13 protein-coding genes are annotated in these 17289 nt (G+C 30.0%); 9 read left to right on the top strand and 4 right to left on the bottom strand.

Annotated features, from left to right (window positions below):
- Positions 1 to 22: 22 nt before the first annotated feature.
- A complete protein-coding gene (locus L8X28_RS00200; protein WP_263665186.1) occupies positions 23 to 3535 on the bottom strand; it encodes an acyl-[ACP]--phospholipid O-acyltransferase in 3513 nt (1170 codons plus the stop codon).
- 69 nt (positions 3536 to 3604) lie between these two features.
- Positions 3605 to 4213, bottom strand: a complete 609-nt coding sequence (locus L8X28_RS00195; protein ID WP_263665185.1) for an NAD(P)H-dependent oxidoreductase — start codon at positions 4211 to 4213, stop codon at positions 3605 to 3607.
- 133 nt (positions 4214 to 4346) lie between these two features.
- On the opposite strand from L8X28_RS00195, the gene L8X28_RS00190 reads away from it, so the two are divergent.
- The 4 genes from L8X28_RS00190 (at position 4347) to gltS (ending at position 10073) form a co-directional block, all read left to right on the top strand.
- Positions 4347 to 5480, top strand: coding sequence for an efflux RND transporter periplasmic adaptor subunit (locus L8X28_RS00190; protein WP_263665184.1), 1134 nt, complete (start codon positions 4347 to 4349; stop codon positions 5478 to 5480).
- Positions 5477 to 7408, top strand: a complete 1932-nt coding sequence (locus tag L8X28_RS00185) for an ABC transporter permease (protein WP_263665183.1) — start codon at positions 5477 to 5479, stop codon at positions 7406 to 7408. Before L8X28_RS00190 ends, L8X28_RS00185 begins: the two co-directional genes overlap by 4 nt.
- 1 nt (position 7409) lies before the next feature.
- Entirely contained in the window at positions 7410 to 8750 is a 1341-nt protein-coding gene (locus L8X28_RS00180; RefSeq protein ID WP_263665182.1) for a TolC family protein, read from the top strand.
- Positions 8751 to 8864: 114 nt separating this feature from the next.
- Positions 8865 to 10073, top strand: a complete 1209-nt coding sequence (gltS, locus tag L8X28_RS00175; RefSeq protein WP_133318821.1) for a sodium/glutamate symporter — start codon at positions 8865 to 8867, stop codon at positions 10071 to 10073.
- Positions 10074 to 10101: 28 nt separating this feature from the next.
- Here the strand turns inward: gltS and nth are convergent, their stop codons facing one another.
- Positions 10102 to 10725, bottom strand: coding sequence for an endonuclease III (gene nth, locus L8X28_RS00170; protein WP_133318822.1), 624 nt, complete (start codon positions 10723 to 10725; stop codon positions 10102 to 10104).
- 78 nt (positions 10726 to 10803) lie between these two features.
- Here nth and L8X28_RS00165 point away from each other — a divergent pair, with 78 nt between their 5' ends.
- The 5 genes from L8X28_RS00165 to L8X28_RS00145 all read left to right on the top strand — a co-directional run bounded on the left by L8X28_RS00165 (position 10804) and on the right by L8X28_RS00145 (position 15898).
- Positions 10804 to 11619, top strand: coding sequence for a peptidylprolyl isomerase (locus L8X28_RS00165; protein ID WP_133318823.1), 816 nt, complete (start codon positions 10804 to 10806; stop codon positions 11617 to 11619).
- On the top strand, positions 11619 to 12683 hold the full coding sequence (fbaA, locus tag L8X28_RS00160; RefSeq protein ID WP_220567107.1) for a class II fructose-bisphosphate aldolase: 1065 nt from the start codon (positions 11619 to 11621) through the stop codon (positions 12681 to 12683). Before L8X28_RS00165 ends, fbaA begins: the two co-directional genes overlap by 1 nt.
- Before the next feature lie 75 nt (positions 12684 to 12758).
- A complete protein-coding gene (locus L8X28_RS00155; protein ID WP_039626332.1) occupies positions 12759 to 14090 on the top strand; it encodes a MotA/TolQ/ExbB proton channel family protein in 1332 nt (443 codons plus the stop codon).
- Entirely contained in the window at positions 14077 to 15027 is a 951-nt protein-coding gene (locus L8X28_RS00150; RefSeq protein WP_263665181.1) for an OmpA family protein, read from the top strand. The genes L8X28_RS00155 and L8X28_RS00150 overlap by 14 nt, the downstream gene beginning before the upstream one ends.
- A complete protein-coding gene (locus L8X28_RS00145) occupies positions 15014 to 15898 on the top strand; it encodes a 1-aminocyclopropane-1-carboxylate deaminase/D-cysteine desulfhydrase (RefSeq protein WP_263665180.1) in 885 nt (294 codons plus the stop codon). Before L8X28_RS00150 ends, L8X28_RS00145 begins: the two co-directional genes overlap by 14 nt.
- Here the strand turns inward: L8X28_RS00145 and L8X28_RS00140 are convergent.
- On the bottom strand, positions 15869 to 17233 hold the full coding sequence (locus L8X28_RS00140; protein ID WP_263665179.1) for a sodium-dependent transporter: 1365 nt from the start codon (positions 17231 to 17233) through the stop codon (positions 15869 to 15871). The two genes, L8X28_RS00145 and L8X28_RS00140, sit on opposite strands and share 30 nt — an antisense overlap.
- Positions 17234 to 17289: the final 56 nt, after the last annotated feature.

Raw genomic sequence — 17289 nt, 5'->3', positions numbered from 1 at the left:
AAAGTAAAATTTACTTTGGGAATTAATTTTCTTGCAAGATTTTAGCTAAATCTTTAGCACCTTTTAAATCCACTTTGCCAGAGCCTAAAAGTGGAATTTGTTCTACCTTAAAATATCTACTTGGTTTAAAAATAGCAGGCATAGTAGAGTTTTTAATTGCTTCACAAATTCCTTCAAAATCTTGCTCTTGGCATTCTACTAATAAGCATACCATTTCACCTTTTTTATCATCATCTAGTGCAACTGCGCAAAATTTTACTATATCTGTATTGATAAATTTAGCAATTTCTTCTTCTAAAGCTCCTAAAGATATCATCTCGCCACCAATTTTTGCAAAACGAGAATAACGATCCACTATATATAAAAAGCCATCCTCATCTACATGGCCTTTATCGCCGGTATTATACCAGCGTATGCCATCGATTTCTTTGATAACTTCATCGGTTTTTTCTTTATTGTTTAAATAACCCACCATAACCTGATGGCCACCAATGAGTATTAATCCATTTTCTCCATGATTTAAACTTTCATAAGTAGATGGATCTACTATGCGTATAGCACTTCCTGGTAAAGGCATACCTACACTACCTTCTTTATTTGCACGGTGTAAAATCCAATAGTCAGGATCAAATTTATTCGGTAAATTCACACTTGCAACCGGAGTGGTTTCAGTGGCTCCATAACCTTCAAAAATAGGTTTTTTAAATTTCATTTCAAAGGCAGTTCTTACTTCGCTTTTGAGTTTTTCAGCACCTGAAACAATAATCCTTAAGCTTTCAAACATAATCGCATCAAGTTTTTTATTTCTTGCATAAATACCCAAAAAAGTTGAAGTAGCACACATAATGCTAACATTATTTTTTACTATAGCTTTTGCTACACCTAGCGCATCTGTTGGATCAGCATGTGTTATGCTTTTAATCCCTTCTAATAAAGGCATAAAAGTAGTTACAGTTAATCCAAAAGCATGAAAAGGTGGCAAAGAAGATAAGACAACATCTTCATTTTTTGCACATAATACATCTGAAATTTGAGCTATATTGCTTAAAATATTGCGATTATTTAGCATTACCCCCTTAGGCGCTCCCTCGCTACCACTACTAAATAATATAGCAGCTATGGCAAGGTTTTGTTTATTAGGTGCAAATAATGCTTTTAATAAACAAGTAGGTAAGATACTTACTAAAGCAAGCATAGAAAAGATTTTGAGTTTTTGTCTTTTAAAGTTTGCGATAATATCTTCCATAAAAATGATTCTAACATGCTCTTCAAATTCTAGTTTTATACCTTTATTTTCTAATTTTTCCATAAATTTTCTAGAAGTATAAATTTGTTGAATTTGAGAGCTTTGAATGGCATGATTAATCGCCTTTACACCTGCTGTGAAATTTAAATTTACCACGATTTTATTTGCAAGTAATACAGCTAGATTACAAAGAGAACTAGCCATGGAAGCAGGGAGCAAAATTCCTATACATTCTTCTTTTGGAGCATAGCTTCCTTGGGTAGGTTGTATATTTAACTCATGTGATCTATTTTTTATAAAAGAGCTAAAAACTAGACTTAAAGCAAGCATTTTTCTATAAGTAATACCACCTATTAAAGGATCAACAATAGCTATTTGACTTAAATTTCTTTTAGCGCTATCTATCCAAGCTCTAGCTATAGTATGCATACTTTCACATTGAGATTTCCAAGCAATAAATGAAAGTTCAAAAACCTTTGCTTTAACCACTTCTTTTTTAGTGTGTATTGGCAAGCTTTTTCCAAAAGCAATAGCGATTTTTCTTTTGCTTATTTTGCGGTTTCTTGCTGAAAATTCTTCATCACTTCTTGAAAAAGCACTTCCCCAAAGTCCTCTAATATAAAAAGGTAAAATCACTCCATCTTGTTCTTCTAATTTTGAGCAAACTAACTCAAACCCACCTTTAAATTCATTAAGCTGTCCATGGCGTGAAAGCACTCCTTCTGGGAAAAGGCAAACTAAATTTCCATTTTTAATATGCATAGCAATAAGCTCTAAGCTTGATTTGCTAGAAGCACTTGAAACAGGAATAACTCCAAATTTATCAAGAAAAATTCTAATATACCACTTAGAATAAATGCTTTTTTCCATAACAAAATAAATTTTTCTTGGTATAGCCATTTGCACAATAGCCCAATCTATAAAAGATATATGATTGCCAAGTAATAACGCTCCACCTTTTTCAGGAATATTCTCAAAACCTTCTACCAATAAACGGTAGCGTTGAAAAAACGCTATACTCATTAATAAACGCACTAAAGAAAAAGGCAATTTGCTTAGCACATAAATGCTTCCAAAAAATGCCACAGCGATGATAAAATAAAACAAATTTATCACTTCAATTTTAGCATAAGCAGCAAAAGTAGCTAGTGCTAAAAAGCCTAACATAAAAATATTTTGTATGAAATTATTTCCTGCTAAGACTTTTCCTAGTTCATTTTCTTTTGCATGAAATTGTATGAGAGAATTTAAAGGTATGATAAAAAATGCTCCGCTTAAACCAAAAATAAAAAACACCACACTATAACTTAGTAAGTTTTCTAAAAATGGCATTAAAATGCTCATTAGAAAAACCCCTAAAGCACCTAGTGGTATAAGACCTAATTCGATGTAATTTTTAGAAAACTTACCACTAATAAGCGACCCTATAATCACTCCTATACCAGAAAAAGCTAAAGAGCATTGTACATAAAAGGTATTTTCTATGAAAAGATCATTTTTTGCATATACAGGAAAACTCACTAAATAAAGTTGTGATATGGCCCAAAAAAGTGAAATTCCTATAATACAAAGCCAAATAATTTTATGAGAAAATATTGTTTTTAAATTAGAGGTTAAAAGCTTTCCTTGTAAATATTGTTTTTTATCAAAACTTAAATTTTTATCTTCTTCTTTTAAGCTAGGAAGTTTATAAGCTAAAAAAAGTTCTAATAAAGCAAAAGCTATTAATACAAAACCCAAAGGTGCAATTTGTGTTAAAATATCCGAAGGAGTGTTAAAATTTGACTCAAAAAGCATTTCAAAGCTTAGAGAAAATACTGCCATACCGGCTAAAATAGCCACAATACTTACTGCATTGACAGCTCCATTTCCCATAGCTAAAAGCTCTTTTCCTACTAATTCTTTTATAAAGCCATATTTTGCAGGAGAGTATAAAGCAGATTGCACTCCCATGATAAAAGTCATTGTAAATGCAAGCCAAAATGCTCCAAGATAATAACACAAACAAATAATACAAGTTAATATTACTGAAAATAATGCAGATATTTTCATGATTTTATTTTTAGGAAATTTATCCGCTAAAAATCCAGATGGTGAAAGCATAAGAATAAAAGGCAAAAGCATTAAAGCATTGACAATAGCAGTTAGAAAAAGTTGGGTGCTATCTTCATAAAATTTATAAATGGTATTTTGTATGATGATTTTGTGTCCTAAATCCACAAAAGCATTAATAAAAGCTACTGCTAAAAATGGCAATACGCCAAAAATCTTTAAAAAATTTCCTTGCATTTAAAACTCCATTTTATTTTAAAAATATTATTTTATTATATAAAATTTAAATGGAGTTTTGATATTTGATTAATCTTTAAATTCTACCACTTCATTAAATGCAAAACGAGCTTTTTCTGTGCTAGAATTTTTTTGGGCATGTCCTAGAGCAATGAGCATAGATACTCTTTGTTTAGCGGTGTCTAAATTTAAATATTGATTGATTTTATCTTTATCAAAACCACCGATAATACACGAACCCAAATTTAAACTATAAGCAGCATTGATAATATTTGCAATAGCAAGATGACTTTGTTCTTTTGCATAAATAAAACTTTGTTCTAAATCCATTGCGTCTAAAAATGGCTTATAGGTTTGCAAGCGTTTATTTAACTCTTCTTGGCTTAAACCACGCTTTTTTAGTTTTTCTTCAAAATAATCTTTAAAATCAGCTCTTGAGATCACAACAATAATAGCAGCACAATTTGCTACATGATTTTGATTGTTAGCTATTTTGGCAATTTCTTTTTTATGTTCATCTTTTTGAAAAACTAAGAATTTCCAAGGTTCAAGCCCTAAAGAACTAGGAGATAATCTAGCACATTCTAAGATATATTCTAAGTTCTCTCTAGAAATTTTTTCTTGAGTATATGCTCTAATAGAAGAGCGATTTTGCATTAAATTTAAATAATCTTGCATATAATTTCCTTATTTTTAGTTTAATTTATCTTATATCTTATAAGCTTTAAAATTGTTAAAATTATATTTTATTGCTACAATTTTATTTTTACTTCACACAAATGTTTTATTATGCGGTTTTTAAAGGATTAAAATGAAAAAAATAATTTATTTGAGTATATTTTTGATTATACTTATTATAGGGGTGTATTTTTACTTTTTTGCAAATAAGGAAGAATATAATTATCTAACTTATGAGGTTAAAAAACAAGACATTACTCAAAGCATAGAAGCAATAGGTGAAGTTTATGCAAAAACCCAAGTTGATGTTGGTGCACAAGTTAGTGGGCAAATTACTAAACTATATGTAAAATTGGGCGATCGTGTTAATGAGGGTGATTTAATCGCACAAATTGATAAAGATAAACAACAAAATGATTTAGATATTACCAAAGCTAGACTTGAAAGTGCAAAGGCAAATTTAGAAAGTAAAAAAATTGCTCTTAATATAGCTACTAAACAATACCAAAGAGAGCAAAAGCTTTATGCTAAAAAGGCTACCTCTTTAGAAAATCTTGAAAATCTTAAAAATACTTTTTATGCCTTAAGAGCAAATGTGGCTGATTTAAAAGCTCAAACTACTCAACTTGAAATTTCTTTAAAAAATGCTCAAAAAGATTTAGCTTATACTACTATAACTGCACCTAGTAAGGGTGAGATTATCAATGTAGCAGTTGAAGAGGGGCAAACTGTAAATGCAAACCAAAATACACCAAGTATAGTGCGCTTGGCCGATTTAAGTGAAATGGAAATTCGTATGCAAATAGCTGAAGCTGATATTAATAAAATCAGTGTTGGAAAAAAGGTAAAATTTAGCATTTTAAATGAGCCTGATAAAAAATATGAAGCAACTATTTCAAGTATAGATCCAGCAAATACTACCATAAGTGATGCAACAAGCAATACAAATTTAAACTCAAACTCAAGTACTAGCACTAGCGCTGTGTATTATTATGCAAGGGTTTTTGTAAAAAATGATAATAATTTTTTACGCATAGGTATGAGTACAGAAAATGAAATTGCTATTAAAACGGAAAATAATACTTTAGTTATACCAACTTTAGCTATAAAAAGCGATACAAGTGGTTATTATGTAGAAATTTTAAAAGCCAATAATATAAGTGTAAAAACACCTGTTAAATTAGGTATCAAAGATAGTTTAAATACTCAAATTTTAGATGGTATTAATGAGGGTGATTTAGTTATCATAGGTAAAAATAAAAAATGATACGCTTAGAAAATATACAAAAAAAGATTAATAATACAACTATTTTAGAAAATATTAATCTTTATATTCAAAAGGGAGAATTTGTAGCCATTATAGGACAATCAGGAAGTGGTAAAACCTCTCTTTTAAATATTATAGGCACACTTGATGAGCCAAGTAGTGGAAAATACTTTTTAGATGCATATGAAGTAACTAATTTAAGCAAAGATGAAAAAGCAAGAATTAGACGCGAAAAAATTGGTTTTATTTTCCAAAGATATAATTTGCTTAGTCTTTTAAATGCTAAAGATAATGTAGCCTTACCTGCTGTTTATGCAGGAAAAAATAAACAAGAAAGATCGCAAAAGGCTAAAGAATTACTTTCTTTTTTAGAGCTTGATCATAAAGAACTTTCTAAGCCAAATGAACTAAGTGGTGGGCAACAGCAAAGAGTTTCCATAGCAAGAGCTTTGATGAATGGCGGTGAGCTTATTTTAGCAGATGAGCCAACGGGTGCGCTTGATTCTAAAAGCGGTAAGATAGTTTTAGAAATTTTAAATAAACTAAATGAGCAAGGACACACCGTAGTTTTAGTCACTCATGATAGAGAAATAGCTGCTAGAGCAAAAAGAGTTATAGAAATTAAAGATGGTAAGATTATAAGTGATAATGGTGCAAAAAAAACAGATGAAATAAAAACTAAGTTAATGCCAAAAGAGAAAAAAAGCTTTAATTTGCTTAAAAATCAGCTTTTTGAAAGTTTAAAAATGTCCATAGCTTCCATTGCAGCACACAAACTACGCTCTTTGCTTACTATGCTTGGTATTATCATAGGCATAGCTTCAGTAGTTTGCGTGGTTGCTTTAGGGCTTGGAGCCCAACAAAACATACTTGCTTCTATTAGCTCTATTGGGACTAATACCATAGAAGTTGTTTCAGGGCGTGGCTTGGGAGATATTCGATCAGGCAGAACAAGGCTTAATTTAAGCGATTTAAAAACCTTAAGTTCTTTGCCTTATTTAGAAGCAGTAGAAGCAGATGTGGGTAAAATAGGGGTGGTAACTTATAAGAATAATTCTTTACAAGCTAGAATTTATGGAGTAGGACCAAATCATCTAAGACTTAGGGGTTTTGTGATGGTAGATGGTAGGTTTATTAATAATGAAGATATAAAAGATAATACTAATATTTGCATTATAGATGAAAATGCTTTGAGAATTTTATTTGATAATATCAGCGTTAAAGATGTTTTAGGTAAAAGCGTGATTTTTAACAAGCAACCTTTAACCATAGTTGGTGTTTTAAAAAAAGAAAGAGATAATAAAGGCTTTAGAGCTGATGAAAATACCATTAAAATTTATACTCCTTATTCTACTTTGATGAATAAAATCACAGGAGATAAACAAATAAGAGCCATAGTAACTAAGGTAAAAGATGAGGTAAATCCTGCTTTGGCTGAAGAAGCTATGGTAAAAATTTTAGAGATTAAACGTGGAAAAAAAGATTTTTTCACTATAAATTCTGACGCGATTAAAAATGCCATTGAGGAAAATACTGCTACTTTGACTTTACTTATTTCTTCTATTGCAGTGGTATCTTTGATAGTAGGTGGTATTGGTGTGATGAATATCATGCTTGTTTCAGTAAGCGAGCGCACAAGAGAAATTGGAGTTAGAATGGCTATTGGAGCTAGAAAAGAAGATATTTTAATGCAGTTTTTAATCGAAGCTGTGTTGATTTGTTCTTTAGGGGCTATTTTTGGAGTAATGCTTTCTTTTATTATCATTGAAGTATTTAATTCTTTAAATTTTGGTTTTACGATGATACTTTCATTAAATTCGGTATTTTTAGGGCTTTTAAGTTCGGTTTTAATCGGAGTGGTTTTTGGATTTTTCCCAGCAAAAAATGCAGCAAATTTAAATCCTATTAGTGCTTTATCAAAGGAATGAGATGAGAATATTTTTATTATTTTTTATAGCTTTTTTTTTAAATGCTTGCGTAGGTGTAAAATTAGAACAAGTATCTCAAGAGCAAATAAAAAAAGAATATTTTGAAGATTTTAACGCAAGCAAGGCTTGGTGGGAAAAATATAACAATCAAGACTTAAATAATATCTTAAAAGCTATTATTGATAATAATAAAGACTTAAATATAGCAAGGGTTAATTTTTTAAGCACTTTAGCTAGATATAAGCTTTTAAATTTAGATCTTTATCCTACTTTGAGTGGAAATTTTGGTGCAAATATAAGAAAAAATTTAAACAATGGCACAAAAACGCATAGTTTTTCAAATGGCATTATGTTAAATTATGAGCTTGATATATATGGCAAAATTTCAGATCAAGTTGCTAGTTCTGAATTTTTAGCAAAGGCAAGTGAGTATGAGTTACGCTCTTTAGAGCTTGATACGATTAATTTAGCGATAAATAGTATTTTTGAATTTATTTATTTCAATGATGTAGATCATTTATTAAACAAACATTTAAAAAATCTAGAGCAAATGCTAGAAATTTATACTACTAAACTTAATTATGGAAAAGTTGAATATATAGATCTTTTAAATATTAAAAAATCTTTATTAAACACTAAACAAAATATCATTACAAATTTGCAAAATAAAGACTTAACTCTTAAAAATATAAAAGACTTACTGGGTAAAGATGATGAGCATTTGATTAATAAAATGCTAAATTATACTCTTGAAGATTTTTCTTTGCAAAAAATTAATTTTGATATAGAATTAAAAATGCTTGCTTATAGACCACAAGTTCAAGCAAAACTAAATCAACTTATGGCTTCTTACAAGGATTATACAAGTGTGCAAAAAAGTATTTTACCTAGCATAAAAATATTGGGAAATTTAGATGGGAATGATAAGAATATTGATGAGAGTTTTAAATTTTTAATTTTAGGAGGCAATGTCGCCATTGACTTACCATTTTTGGATTTTTATAGAGTAAAACAAAATGTAAAAATTTCTGAATTAACATACCAAGCTCGTTTGGTTGAATATAAAGATGTATTACAAAGAACTATCCATGAATTTAATTTTTGTTATGAAAATGACAAGTATTATAATGATTTGTTAAAATTAGTAAAAGACATTAATGTTAATCAAGAAAAAATTACACAGCTATATTTAGAAAAATATGAATTAGGTCGCAGTGAATTAAAAGATTATCTTGATGCGGACGCTTTGTTTATAAATTCACTCCAAGAGCTTAGCAGAGCAAAGCTATCTTTGCTTAAAAATATTAATTTATATCATAATATTGTTTTAATTTCAGAGTGAAAAAGACTAAAAGTGTTTCATTTTGTAATATTATAAGAAAAGAGTGTTGTTTATTTGCGTTGTTTTAAAGTCATTTAGAATACAATTGATAAATAAATCAAACAAAGGAGAATTATGAAATTTGATTTTTATGCAACGCTAGTTACTATGGTTATAGTATTGCTTTTAGGCGTATTTGTCATTAAAAGGGTAAAATTTCTTCGTGATTATAATATCCCTGAGCCAGTTGTTGGTGGTGGGATTGCTGCGATTATTCTTTTGATCTTACATAGTTTCTTCTCATTGGATATTAAATTTGATGAATCTATGAAAGATCCTTTAATGCTTGCATTTTTTTCAAGTATTGGTTTGTTAGCTGATTTTGCTTCTTTAAAAAAGGGTGGAAGAAAATTAGCAATTTTTTTAGTTGTTGTTGTTGGCTTGCTTTTTGCGCAAAATATAGTTGGCATAGGTGTGGCAAGTGCTATGGGGCAAAATCCACTAATGGGACTTATAGCAGGTTCTGTTACAATGAGTGGCGGTCATGGAACAGGTGCAGCATGGGCAGCTGAATTTATTAAAGAACCTTATTTTTACTCTAGTGCAACTACTGTTGCTATTGCTTGTGCTACTTTTGGGCTTATTTCAGGTGGTATCATAGGTGGGCCTGTTGCAAGATATTTAGTCAATAAATATAAGTTAGTAGTTCCAAAGCAAAATGATGATAAAGATGCGATTTTAAATTTCCAGTCTCCAGAAAAAGAAAGACTAATCACACCTTCTTCTTTTATAGAATCTTTGGCATTAATTGCTTTATGTTTATTAATAGGTAGTGCTTTGTCTACTTATATTAAAACAAATACAGGTTTTACTTTACCAACTTTTGTGTATTGTCTTTTTGTAGGTGTGGTTTTAAGAAATGTTTTATCAGCTACAAAAATTCATCATGTATTTGATAGAGAAGTATCAGTTTTAGGTAATGTAAGCTTGTCTTTATTTTTAGCTTTAGCTCTAATGACTATTAATCTTTGGGATTTAGTAACTCTTGCATTACCGATGTTGGTAATTTTAGCTGTTCAGGTTGCTATGATGGCTGCTTATGCTATATTTATCACTTTTAGGGTATGTGGAAAAGATTATGACGCAGCAGTTTTAGCAGCAGGGCATTGTGGTTTTGGTTTGGGCGCTACTCCAACAGCTATGGTAAATATGCAAACTGTAACAAATCACTATGGTATGAGCCATATGGCATTTATTATTGTACCTTTAGTGGGTGCGTTTTTCATAGATATAGTAAATGCTTTAGTCATCAATGCTTTCTTGTATCTACCATTCTTTCATTAAAATCATCTAGCACTAAATTGGTGCTAGATTAAATTTTCTTATCTTTACTTTTGCATAAATGATTTAAAAAGCACTCTTTGCATAAAGGATTTTTAGCTTTACATGTATAACGCCCAAAAAGCACCATAGCTTGATGAAGATAGTTTAGATTATCTTTAAAAATTTTAGTTAAGTCTTTTTCGGTTTCTTCAGGAGTTTTGGCTTTGCTAAGATTAAGTCTATGCGAAACTCTAAATACATGGGTATCTACAGCCATGCAATTAGCCCCGCACCATTCTATCATCACTACATGTGCAGTTTTTTGTCCTACACCTGCTAGAGTTTTCAAATCTTGCTCGTCCATTGGAATTTCACCATTAAATTGCTCGCAAACTGCTTGAGCCATTTTGATTAAATTTTGTGCTTTATTATTATAAAATGAGCAAGAATTAATCAAAAGTTTTAAAGAAGATAAATTTGCCTTAGCTAAATCTTGCACGCTAGGGTAGGCTTTAAATAAAGCAGGTGTGATGAGATTAACCCTTTTATCAGTACATTGAGCTGAAAGCATAACACAAACTATAAGTTCATAAGCATTACTAAAAACTAATTCTGTTTTTGCTTGTCCAAAATGTTTTAAAAATAATTCTTTAATTTCTAAATTTCTTTTCATAAACTTATTGTATGTTAATCGGCTTTAAATAAAGTTTAGATATAATAAAATCAACAAAACTATTTCAAAGGAAAAACAATGAAAAAAATTTCTTTAGTTGCTGCGGCTTTATTAACAGGTTTGAGTTTAAATGCTGCAGTGGTTGCAACCCTTGATGGAAACAATATTAGCGATACAGAAGTAAATGAGTTTTTTGCTCCTATGTTAAGAGGTGCTAAAATCACTGACTTACCAGCTGAACAAAAAAAAGCAATCATTGATCAATATATCATCCAACAACTTGTATTAAAAGACGCTAAAGCTCAAAAAATAGAAAATGATCCTTCATATAAAGAAGAATTAGAGCGTGCTAAAGAAGCTATCATGGTAAATATCTATCAAAAGAAAATTTTTGATTCTATCAAAAATGATGATGCTAAGGCTAAAAAATACTATGAAGCAAATAAAGATAAATTTACTAAACCAGCTCAAGTAAAAGCTAAGCATATTTTGGTAACTAGTGAAAAAGAAGCTAAAGATATTATTGCCGAGCTTAGTAAGTTAAGTGGAAAAGCTTTAAATGATAAATTTGCTCAACTTGCAAAAGAAAAATCAATCGACAAAGGTTCTTCAGCTCAAGGTGGTGATCTTGGATGGTTTGCTGAATCAACTATGGTAAAACCATTTGCTGATGCAGCTTTTTCTATGAAAAAAGGTACTATTTCTAAAACACCAGTAAAAAGTGATTTTGGATATCATATTATTTTAAAAGAAGATGCTAGAGCGAAAAGTACTATGAGTTATAATGAAGTAAAAGCAGGTATTGAAAGCAATATCAAAATGGAAGAATTTAAAGAACTTATGAATAAAAAAGCTCAAGAGCTTCGTCAAAAAGCAAAAGTGGAATATAAATAATGGGTGTATTAGATCTTGTCAAACCAGGTGTTTTAAGTGGCGATGATCTAAATACCGTATATAATTATGCAAAAAAAGAAGGATTTGCTATCCCTGCGGTAAATGTCGTGGGGACAAATTCTATTAATGCGGTTTTAGAAAGTGCTAAAAAAGTTAATTCACCTGTGATTATTCAATTTTCAAATGGTGGAGCTAAATTTGTAGCAGGAAAAGCTTGTCCAAAAGCTGATGTGCTTGGTGCTATAAGTGGTGCAAGACATGTACATTTAATGGCAAAAGCTTATGGAGTTCCAGTAATTTTACACACAGATCATGCTGCTAGAAAATTACTTCCTTGGATTGATGCTTTGATTGAAGCAAATATTGAGTTTAAAAAAGAAGCAGGTAAGCCTTTGTTTAGCTCTCATATGATTGATTTAAGTGAAGAGGATTTAGAAAGTAATCTAGGCACTTGTGAGAATTATTTAAAACAAATGTCTGAGCTTGGAATTTCTTTAGAGCTTGAGCTAGGATGTACGGGTGGTGAAGAAGATGGAGTGGATAATACTAATATTGATAATGCAAAATTATACACTCAGCCTGAAGATGTAGCATTAGCTTATGAGAGACTTTCTAAAATTAGTGATAGATTTTCAATTGCAGCTAGTTTTGGTAATGTACATGGAGTATATAAACCAGGAAATGTGATTTTAAGACCTGAAATTCTTAAAAACTCTCAAAATTATGTAAAAGAAAAATTCAATCTTGGTGAAGATAAACCAATCAATTTTGTTTTCCATGGTGGTAGTGGTAGCGATATAGAGGATATCAAAGCAGCACTTAGCTATGGTGTAATTAAGATGAATATTGATACAGATACACAATGGGCTTTTTGGGATGGTGTTAGAGAGTATGAGCTTAAAAATAAAGCTTATTTGCAAGGCCAAATTGGTAATCCAGATGGAGAAGATAAGCCAAATAAAAAATATTATGATCCAAGAGTATGGCTTAGAGCGGGCGAAGAGAGTATGATCAAACGCTTAGAGTGCGCTTTTAGCGATTTAAATTGTATCGATAGAAACTAAGAGTTTTATAACTCTTAGTTGATTTTCCTGTGAAGATTTTAAATTTTTAGAGTAAAATTAACAAAGGTTTATAAAATGGAAGTTAAAACAACTGATGATTTTTCTGATCTTGTATTACCTGAAGGAAAAGGTAGCACAGGAATTGTTGCTTATTTAAAGATTATTTTTATCCCTGCTATATTGTATATTTTAGTGCTTTTAGGGTATTTTGGAAAGATTGATTTTAAAGTAGAATTACATAGTGTTGTAATGATAGGGATTATCTTTTTAGTGGCTTTGATCTTTGCTAGACATAGTGCTGATTATGCTTCAAGTATTTTTGAGCAACAAAAAGATGAGTTTAAGCTGATATTAAAACGCTATATTATGAAGCATTTTTTAGTTATAGGTAAAGAAACAAAGTCAAATGCTAGCTTTGATGATTTTGCATATGCTTATGTGAAAGATTTGAGAAATGAAAATTTTGCTTCTGTGGGTGCAGCTATTTTTCCTATGCTTGGTATTTTAGGAACTTTTATAAGTATAGCCATGTCTATGCCAAATTTTAATTCAAGCGACACAGCAGGCTTAGAACAAGAGATTTCAGTTTTATTAAATGGAGTAGGAACAGCCTTTTATGTATCAATTTATGGAATTTTCTTAGCACTTTGGTGGATATTTTTTGAAAAATACGGTAGTAGTAAATTCCAAAAACTTCTAAATCGTCAAAAAAACGCAACAAGCGATTTTTTTTGGTCTAAAGAAGAAATTGATAGAAAATACCTTCAAGAAAGTTTGCAACATTTTGAAAAAATAGGCACGATTTTTGAACATGTAAGCAATGAGGAATTTTTTAAAGAACTAGATAATACAATAGATAGAAAATTCAAAGTTTTTCAAGAGCTTGTAAATGCTGAAGAAAAAGCTGTAAGATTAAGCAGTGAGCATGTAAAACAAACTATGAGTGATTTATCTAAAACCCAAAGAGAGCAAAAAGATATAGTTAAAACTTATAGCGAGATTGCAAATGCGGTAAATATGTTAAATTCAAACATAAAAGATTTAACCTTAAGAATTTCAGAGCAATATAATAGACTCTTAGATGTGAGTTCAGATAAGATTGTGCATTTAGATAAAAGTGTGAGTGCTTTAGATGAAAAGGTAAATAATTTTTCAAATAATATTGAAAAATATCAAAATCTTATGCTTGATAATCAAACTAAGCTTTTTGAAGGCTTTAGGGCAAGTATTATAGAGGGTATGCATACTTTTAAAGAAGCTTATGAAGATGAAAAAAATATTGACGAAAAAATTTCACTAATGCAAGAATTTAAAGAAGAAAGCAAAGAATTAGATGAGCAAACCACACAAGTTATTGCAAAGCTTGAAAATCAAAAAGAAGATGAAAAAATAGATGATAAAAAATAATTCTAGCAATGAAGAAAATAATTTTTGGATAGCTTATGCAGATTTAATGGCAGGCTTGCTTTTTATATTTATTTTGCTTATTGGAGCTATAGTTGTTAAGTATGTTTTAACTCAAAGTGATTTACAAATCATAAAAGAAAATTTGCAAAAACAAGAAGAACGCTTAAGAGAGAATAAAGAAGAATTAAATCAAAAAGAAAATATTTTAAAAAGTCTTAGCCAAAAATTAAGTAATACCTCAAGTACACTTGATAATATCAACAAACAAAAACAAGCTTTAGAAGCTAATATTACTAAACTTAATCAAGATTTAAATTCAAGTTTAGATGAAAAAGATCAGCAAATTTTTGCTTTGCTTGAAAGATTAAATAAAAAAGATGAGGAAATCAAAGAATTGGAGCGTAATTTTGATGAGGCGAAAAGCAAAATCAAAGAACTAGGATTAATCAAAGAAAATACTATCAAAAATCTTCAAGCAAAATTTGATACTAATATTACCTTAGATTCTAATACAGGCGCGATAGTTTTACCTTCTGAAGTGCTTTTTGATACAAATTCTTTTACTCTAAAAGCTCAAGCAAAAGAGAATTTAAAGGCAATTTTAACACAGTATTTTGACAATATCTTAAAAGATGAAAATATCTTAAATAGTATAGAAAATATAGTCATAGAAGGTCACACAGATAGTGCAGGCTCTTATATATATAATCTTGATTTATCACAAAAAAGAGCTTATGCTGTGATGAGTTTTATACACTCATTTTACAAAGATCCAAGATTGCAAAAACTTTTAATGGCAAGTGGTAGATCTTATTCTGATGTGATTATGAAAGATGGTAAAGAAGACAAAGAGGCAAGTCGTAGAATAGAGATTAAGTTTAATATCAATACAAATAATGCTTTAGAAAAGGTTGAAAAATACCTTGATAGCAAGTAGAATTGATGTTTTAAAATACAAAGATTTTGAATTTTTACTTAAAAGAGATGATTTACTAGGTTATATTAATGGAAATAAGGCTAGAAAACTAGCCTTTTTTGAAAAAAATAAACATTTATTTAAAAAAGGACAAAGATTTATTTCTTTTGGCTCCTCTCAAAGTAATGCTTTAGTTGCTTTAGCTAAGTTTTGTTACGAAAATGATTTTTTGCTCATTTTTGTTTGTGAAAAAATGAGTTCTTTTTTAAAAGAAAATCCCCATGGAAATTTAGAATTTGCATTAAAACACAATGTGAAGTTGATAGAAAATATAAATTATCCCACAAGAAGACTGCAAGCTTTAGCCTTGAAAAAAGATGATGATATTTTTATAGAAGAGGGTGTGGCTATAAAAGAAGCTGAATTTGGATACCAGCAACTAGCCTTAGAGCTTAGTGAGCAGTTAAGTGAAAAAGTAAGTATTTTTTTACCTTCAGGCACAGGAACTTCTGCAGCTTTTTTGGCTAAACATAGTAAATTTAAAGTTTTTACATGTGCTTGTGTGGGCGATAGTGCATATTTAAAAGAGCAAATTTTAAGCTTAGAGCCAAATTATGATTTTGGTAATTTAACCATATTAAATTCACCTAAAAAATATCATTTTGCTAAGCCTTATTTAGAATTTTATGAGCTTTATAAGGATTTAAAAAAAGAATGTGGAGTGGAGTTTGATTTGCTTTATGATATGGTGGGTTTTAAAACTTTATTAGCTCATAAAGAGCAATTTGGTGGAAAAATCTTATATATCCATCAAGGAGGCCTTGAAGGAAATATAAGCATGTTAAAGCGTTATGAGTATAAATTAAAAAATTCCAAAATAAAAAATCACTAAGATAATCAAAGGTATAATAAATTTAACATAATAATACCATAATTTAAAAATACTTCCTTTTAGGGTATTTTGATTGGAAAGTTCATAAATAGCATCTTTTTTAAGCACCCAACCTACATAAATACAACAAAAAAATGCGGTTAAAACAAAGAATATATTTCCACTAATAAAATCAAAGCTATCAAAAATATTTTTTCCCTTGATGATAGTAATATCTCTTAAAGGACCATAGGTAAGTATACATGGTAAATTTCCCAAAACAAAAATACTTCCAAGTGTTAGATTGATAGCAGTATTTTTAGCTAGTTTAAATTTTTCCTCCAAAACACTAATGATTACTTGATAAATTGGCAAGCTTGTAGTAAGTGCAGCGATGATTAAAAGCAAAAAGAAAAACACACAAATTATACTTCCAAAAGGTATATGTGAAAATGCAACAGGTAAAGTTTTAAAAACCAAAGATGGCCCACTATCAGGGGTTAAACCTACGCTAAATAAAGCAGGGAAAATCATAAATCCAGCAAGCACTGCTATGAGGGTGTTTAAAATTCCTGTATAAACAGAAGTTTTGATTAAATTCTCATTTTTCTTAAGGTGAGATGATAAGGTTATCATTACACCAAAGCCTAAAGATAGGGCAAAAAATACTTGTCCTAAAACATCTATAAACAATTTGGGAGTGATTTTAGAAAGATCAGGAGTAAGGTAAAATTTCACACCCTCGCTTGCTCCTTCAAGAGTTAAATTGCGTGCAACAACGACCAAAAGACAGATAAATAAAAATGGCATAAGGTATTTTACTGACTTTTCTATGCCATCAATCACACCTTTTTTTAAGATAATCCAATTAATTATCACAAATATAGTAGTAAAAATTCCTATTAATAAAGGATTATTTTCTATAGTAGAGCTATAAAATTCGCTTGTATATTGAGCGTTAATGGGACTTGAAAGATTAAAATCGCCTATGATAATTTTAAAAATATAAGCTAAAACCCATCCGCCTATTACCATATAATAAGCCATGATTCCAAAACTTCCCAAAAGTCCCATATAGCCAACACTTTGCCAAGAATTAGATATTTTAACTCCATCGTTTGTTTTTCCGCCAAAAGCATCGACTGAATTTAGCATTCTGCGTCTTCCTATGACATTTTCGACCAAAATCACAGGAATTCCTATAAAAATCATAGCTATACAAAAGGCCAAAACATAAGCACCGCCTCCATTTTCACCCACTAAATATGGAAAACGCCAAGTGGCTCCAAAACCAATAGTCGCTCCTGCTACTGTAAGGATATAAGTTAGCGTATTACTCCAAGTTTGTCTTTGCATGCTTTTTCCTTGCTAAATTTAAATAAAAAATATTTTAAGATAAAAAATAATACCAT

The organism is Campylobacter sp. CNRCH_2016_0050h, from assembly GCF_025772605.1.
GTDB lineage: Bacteria > Campylobacterota > Campylobacteria > Campylobacterales > Campylobacteraceae > Campylobacter_D > Campylobacter_D lari_D.
Note: the sequence above shows the minus strand (reverse complement) of the source record. Positions and strands in the feature narration are given on the sequence as shown.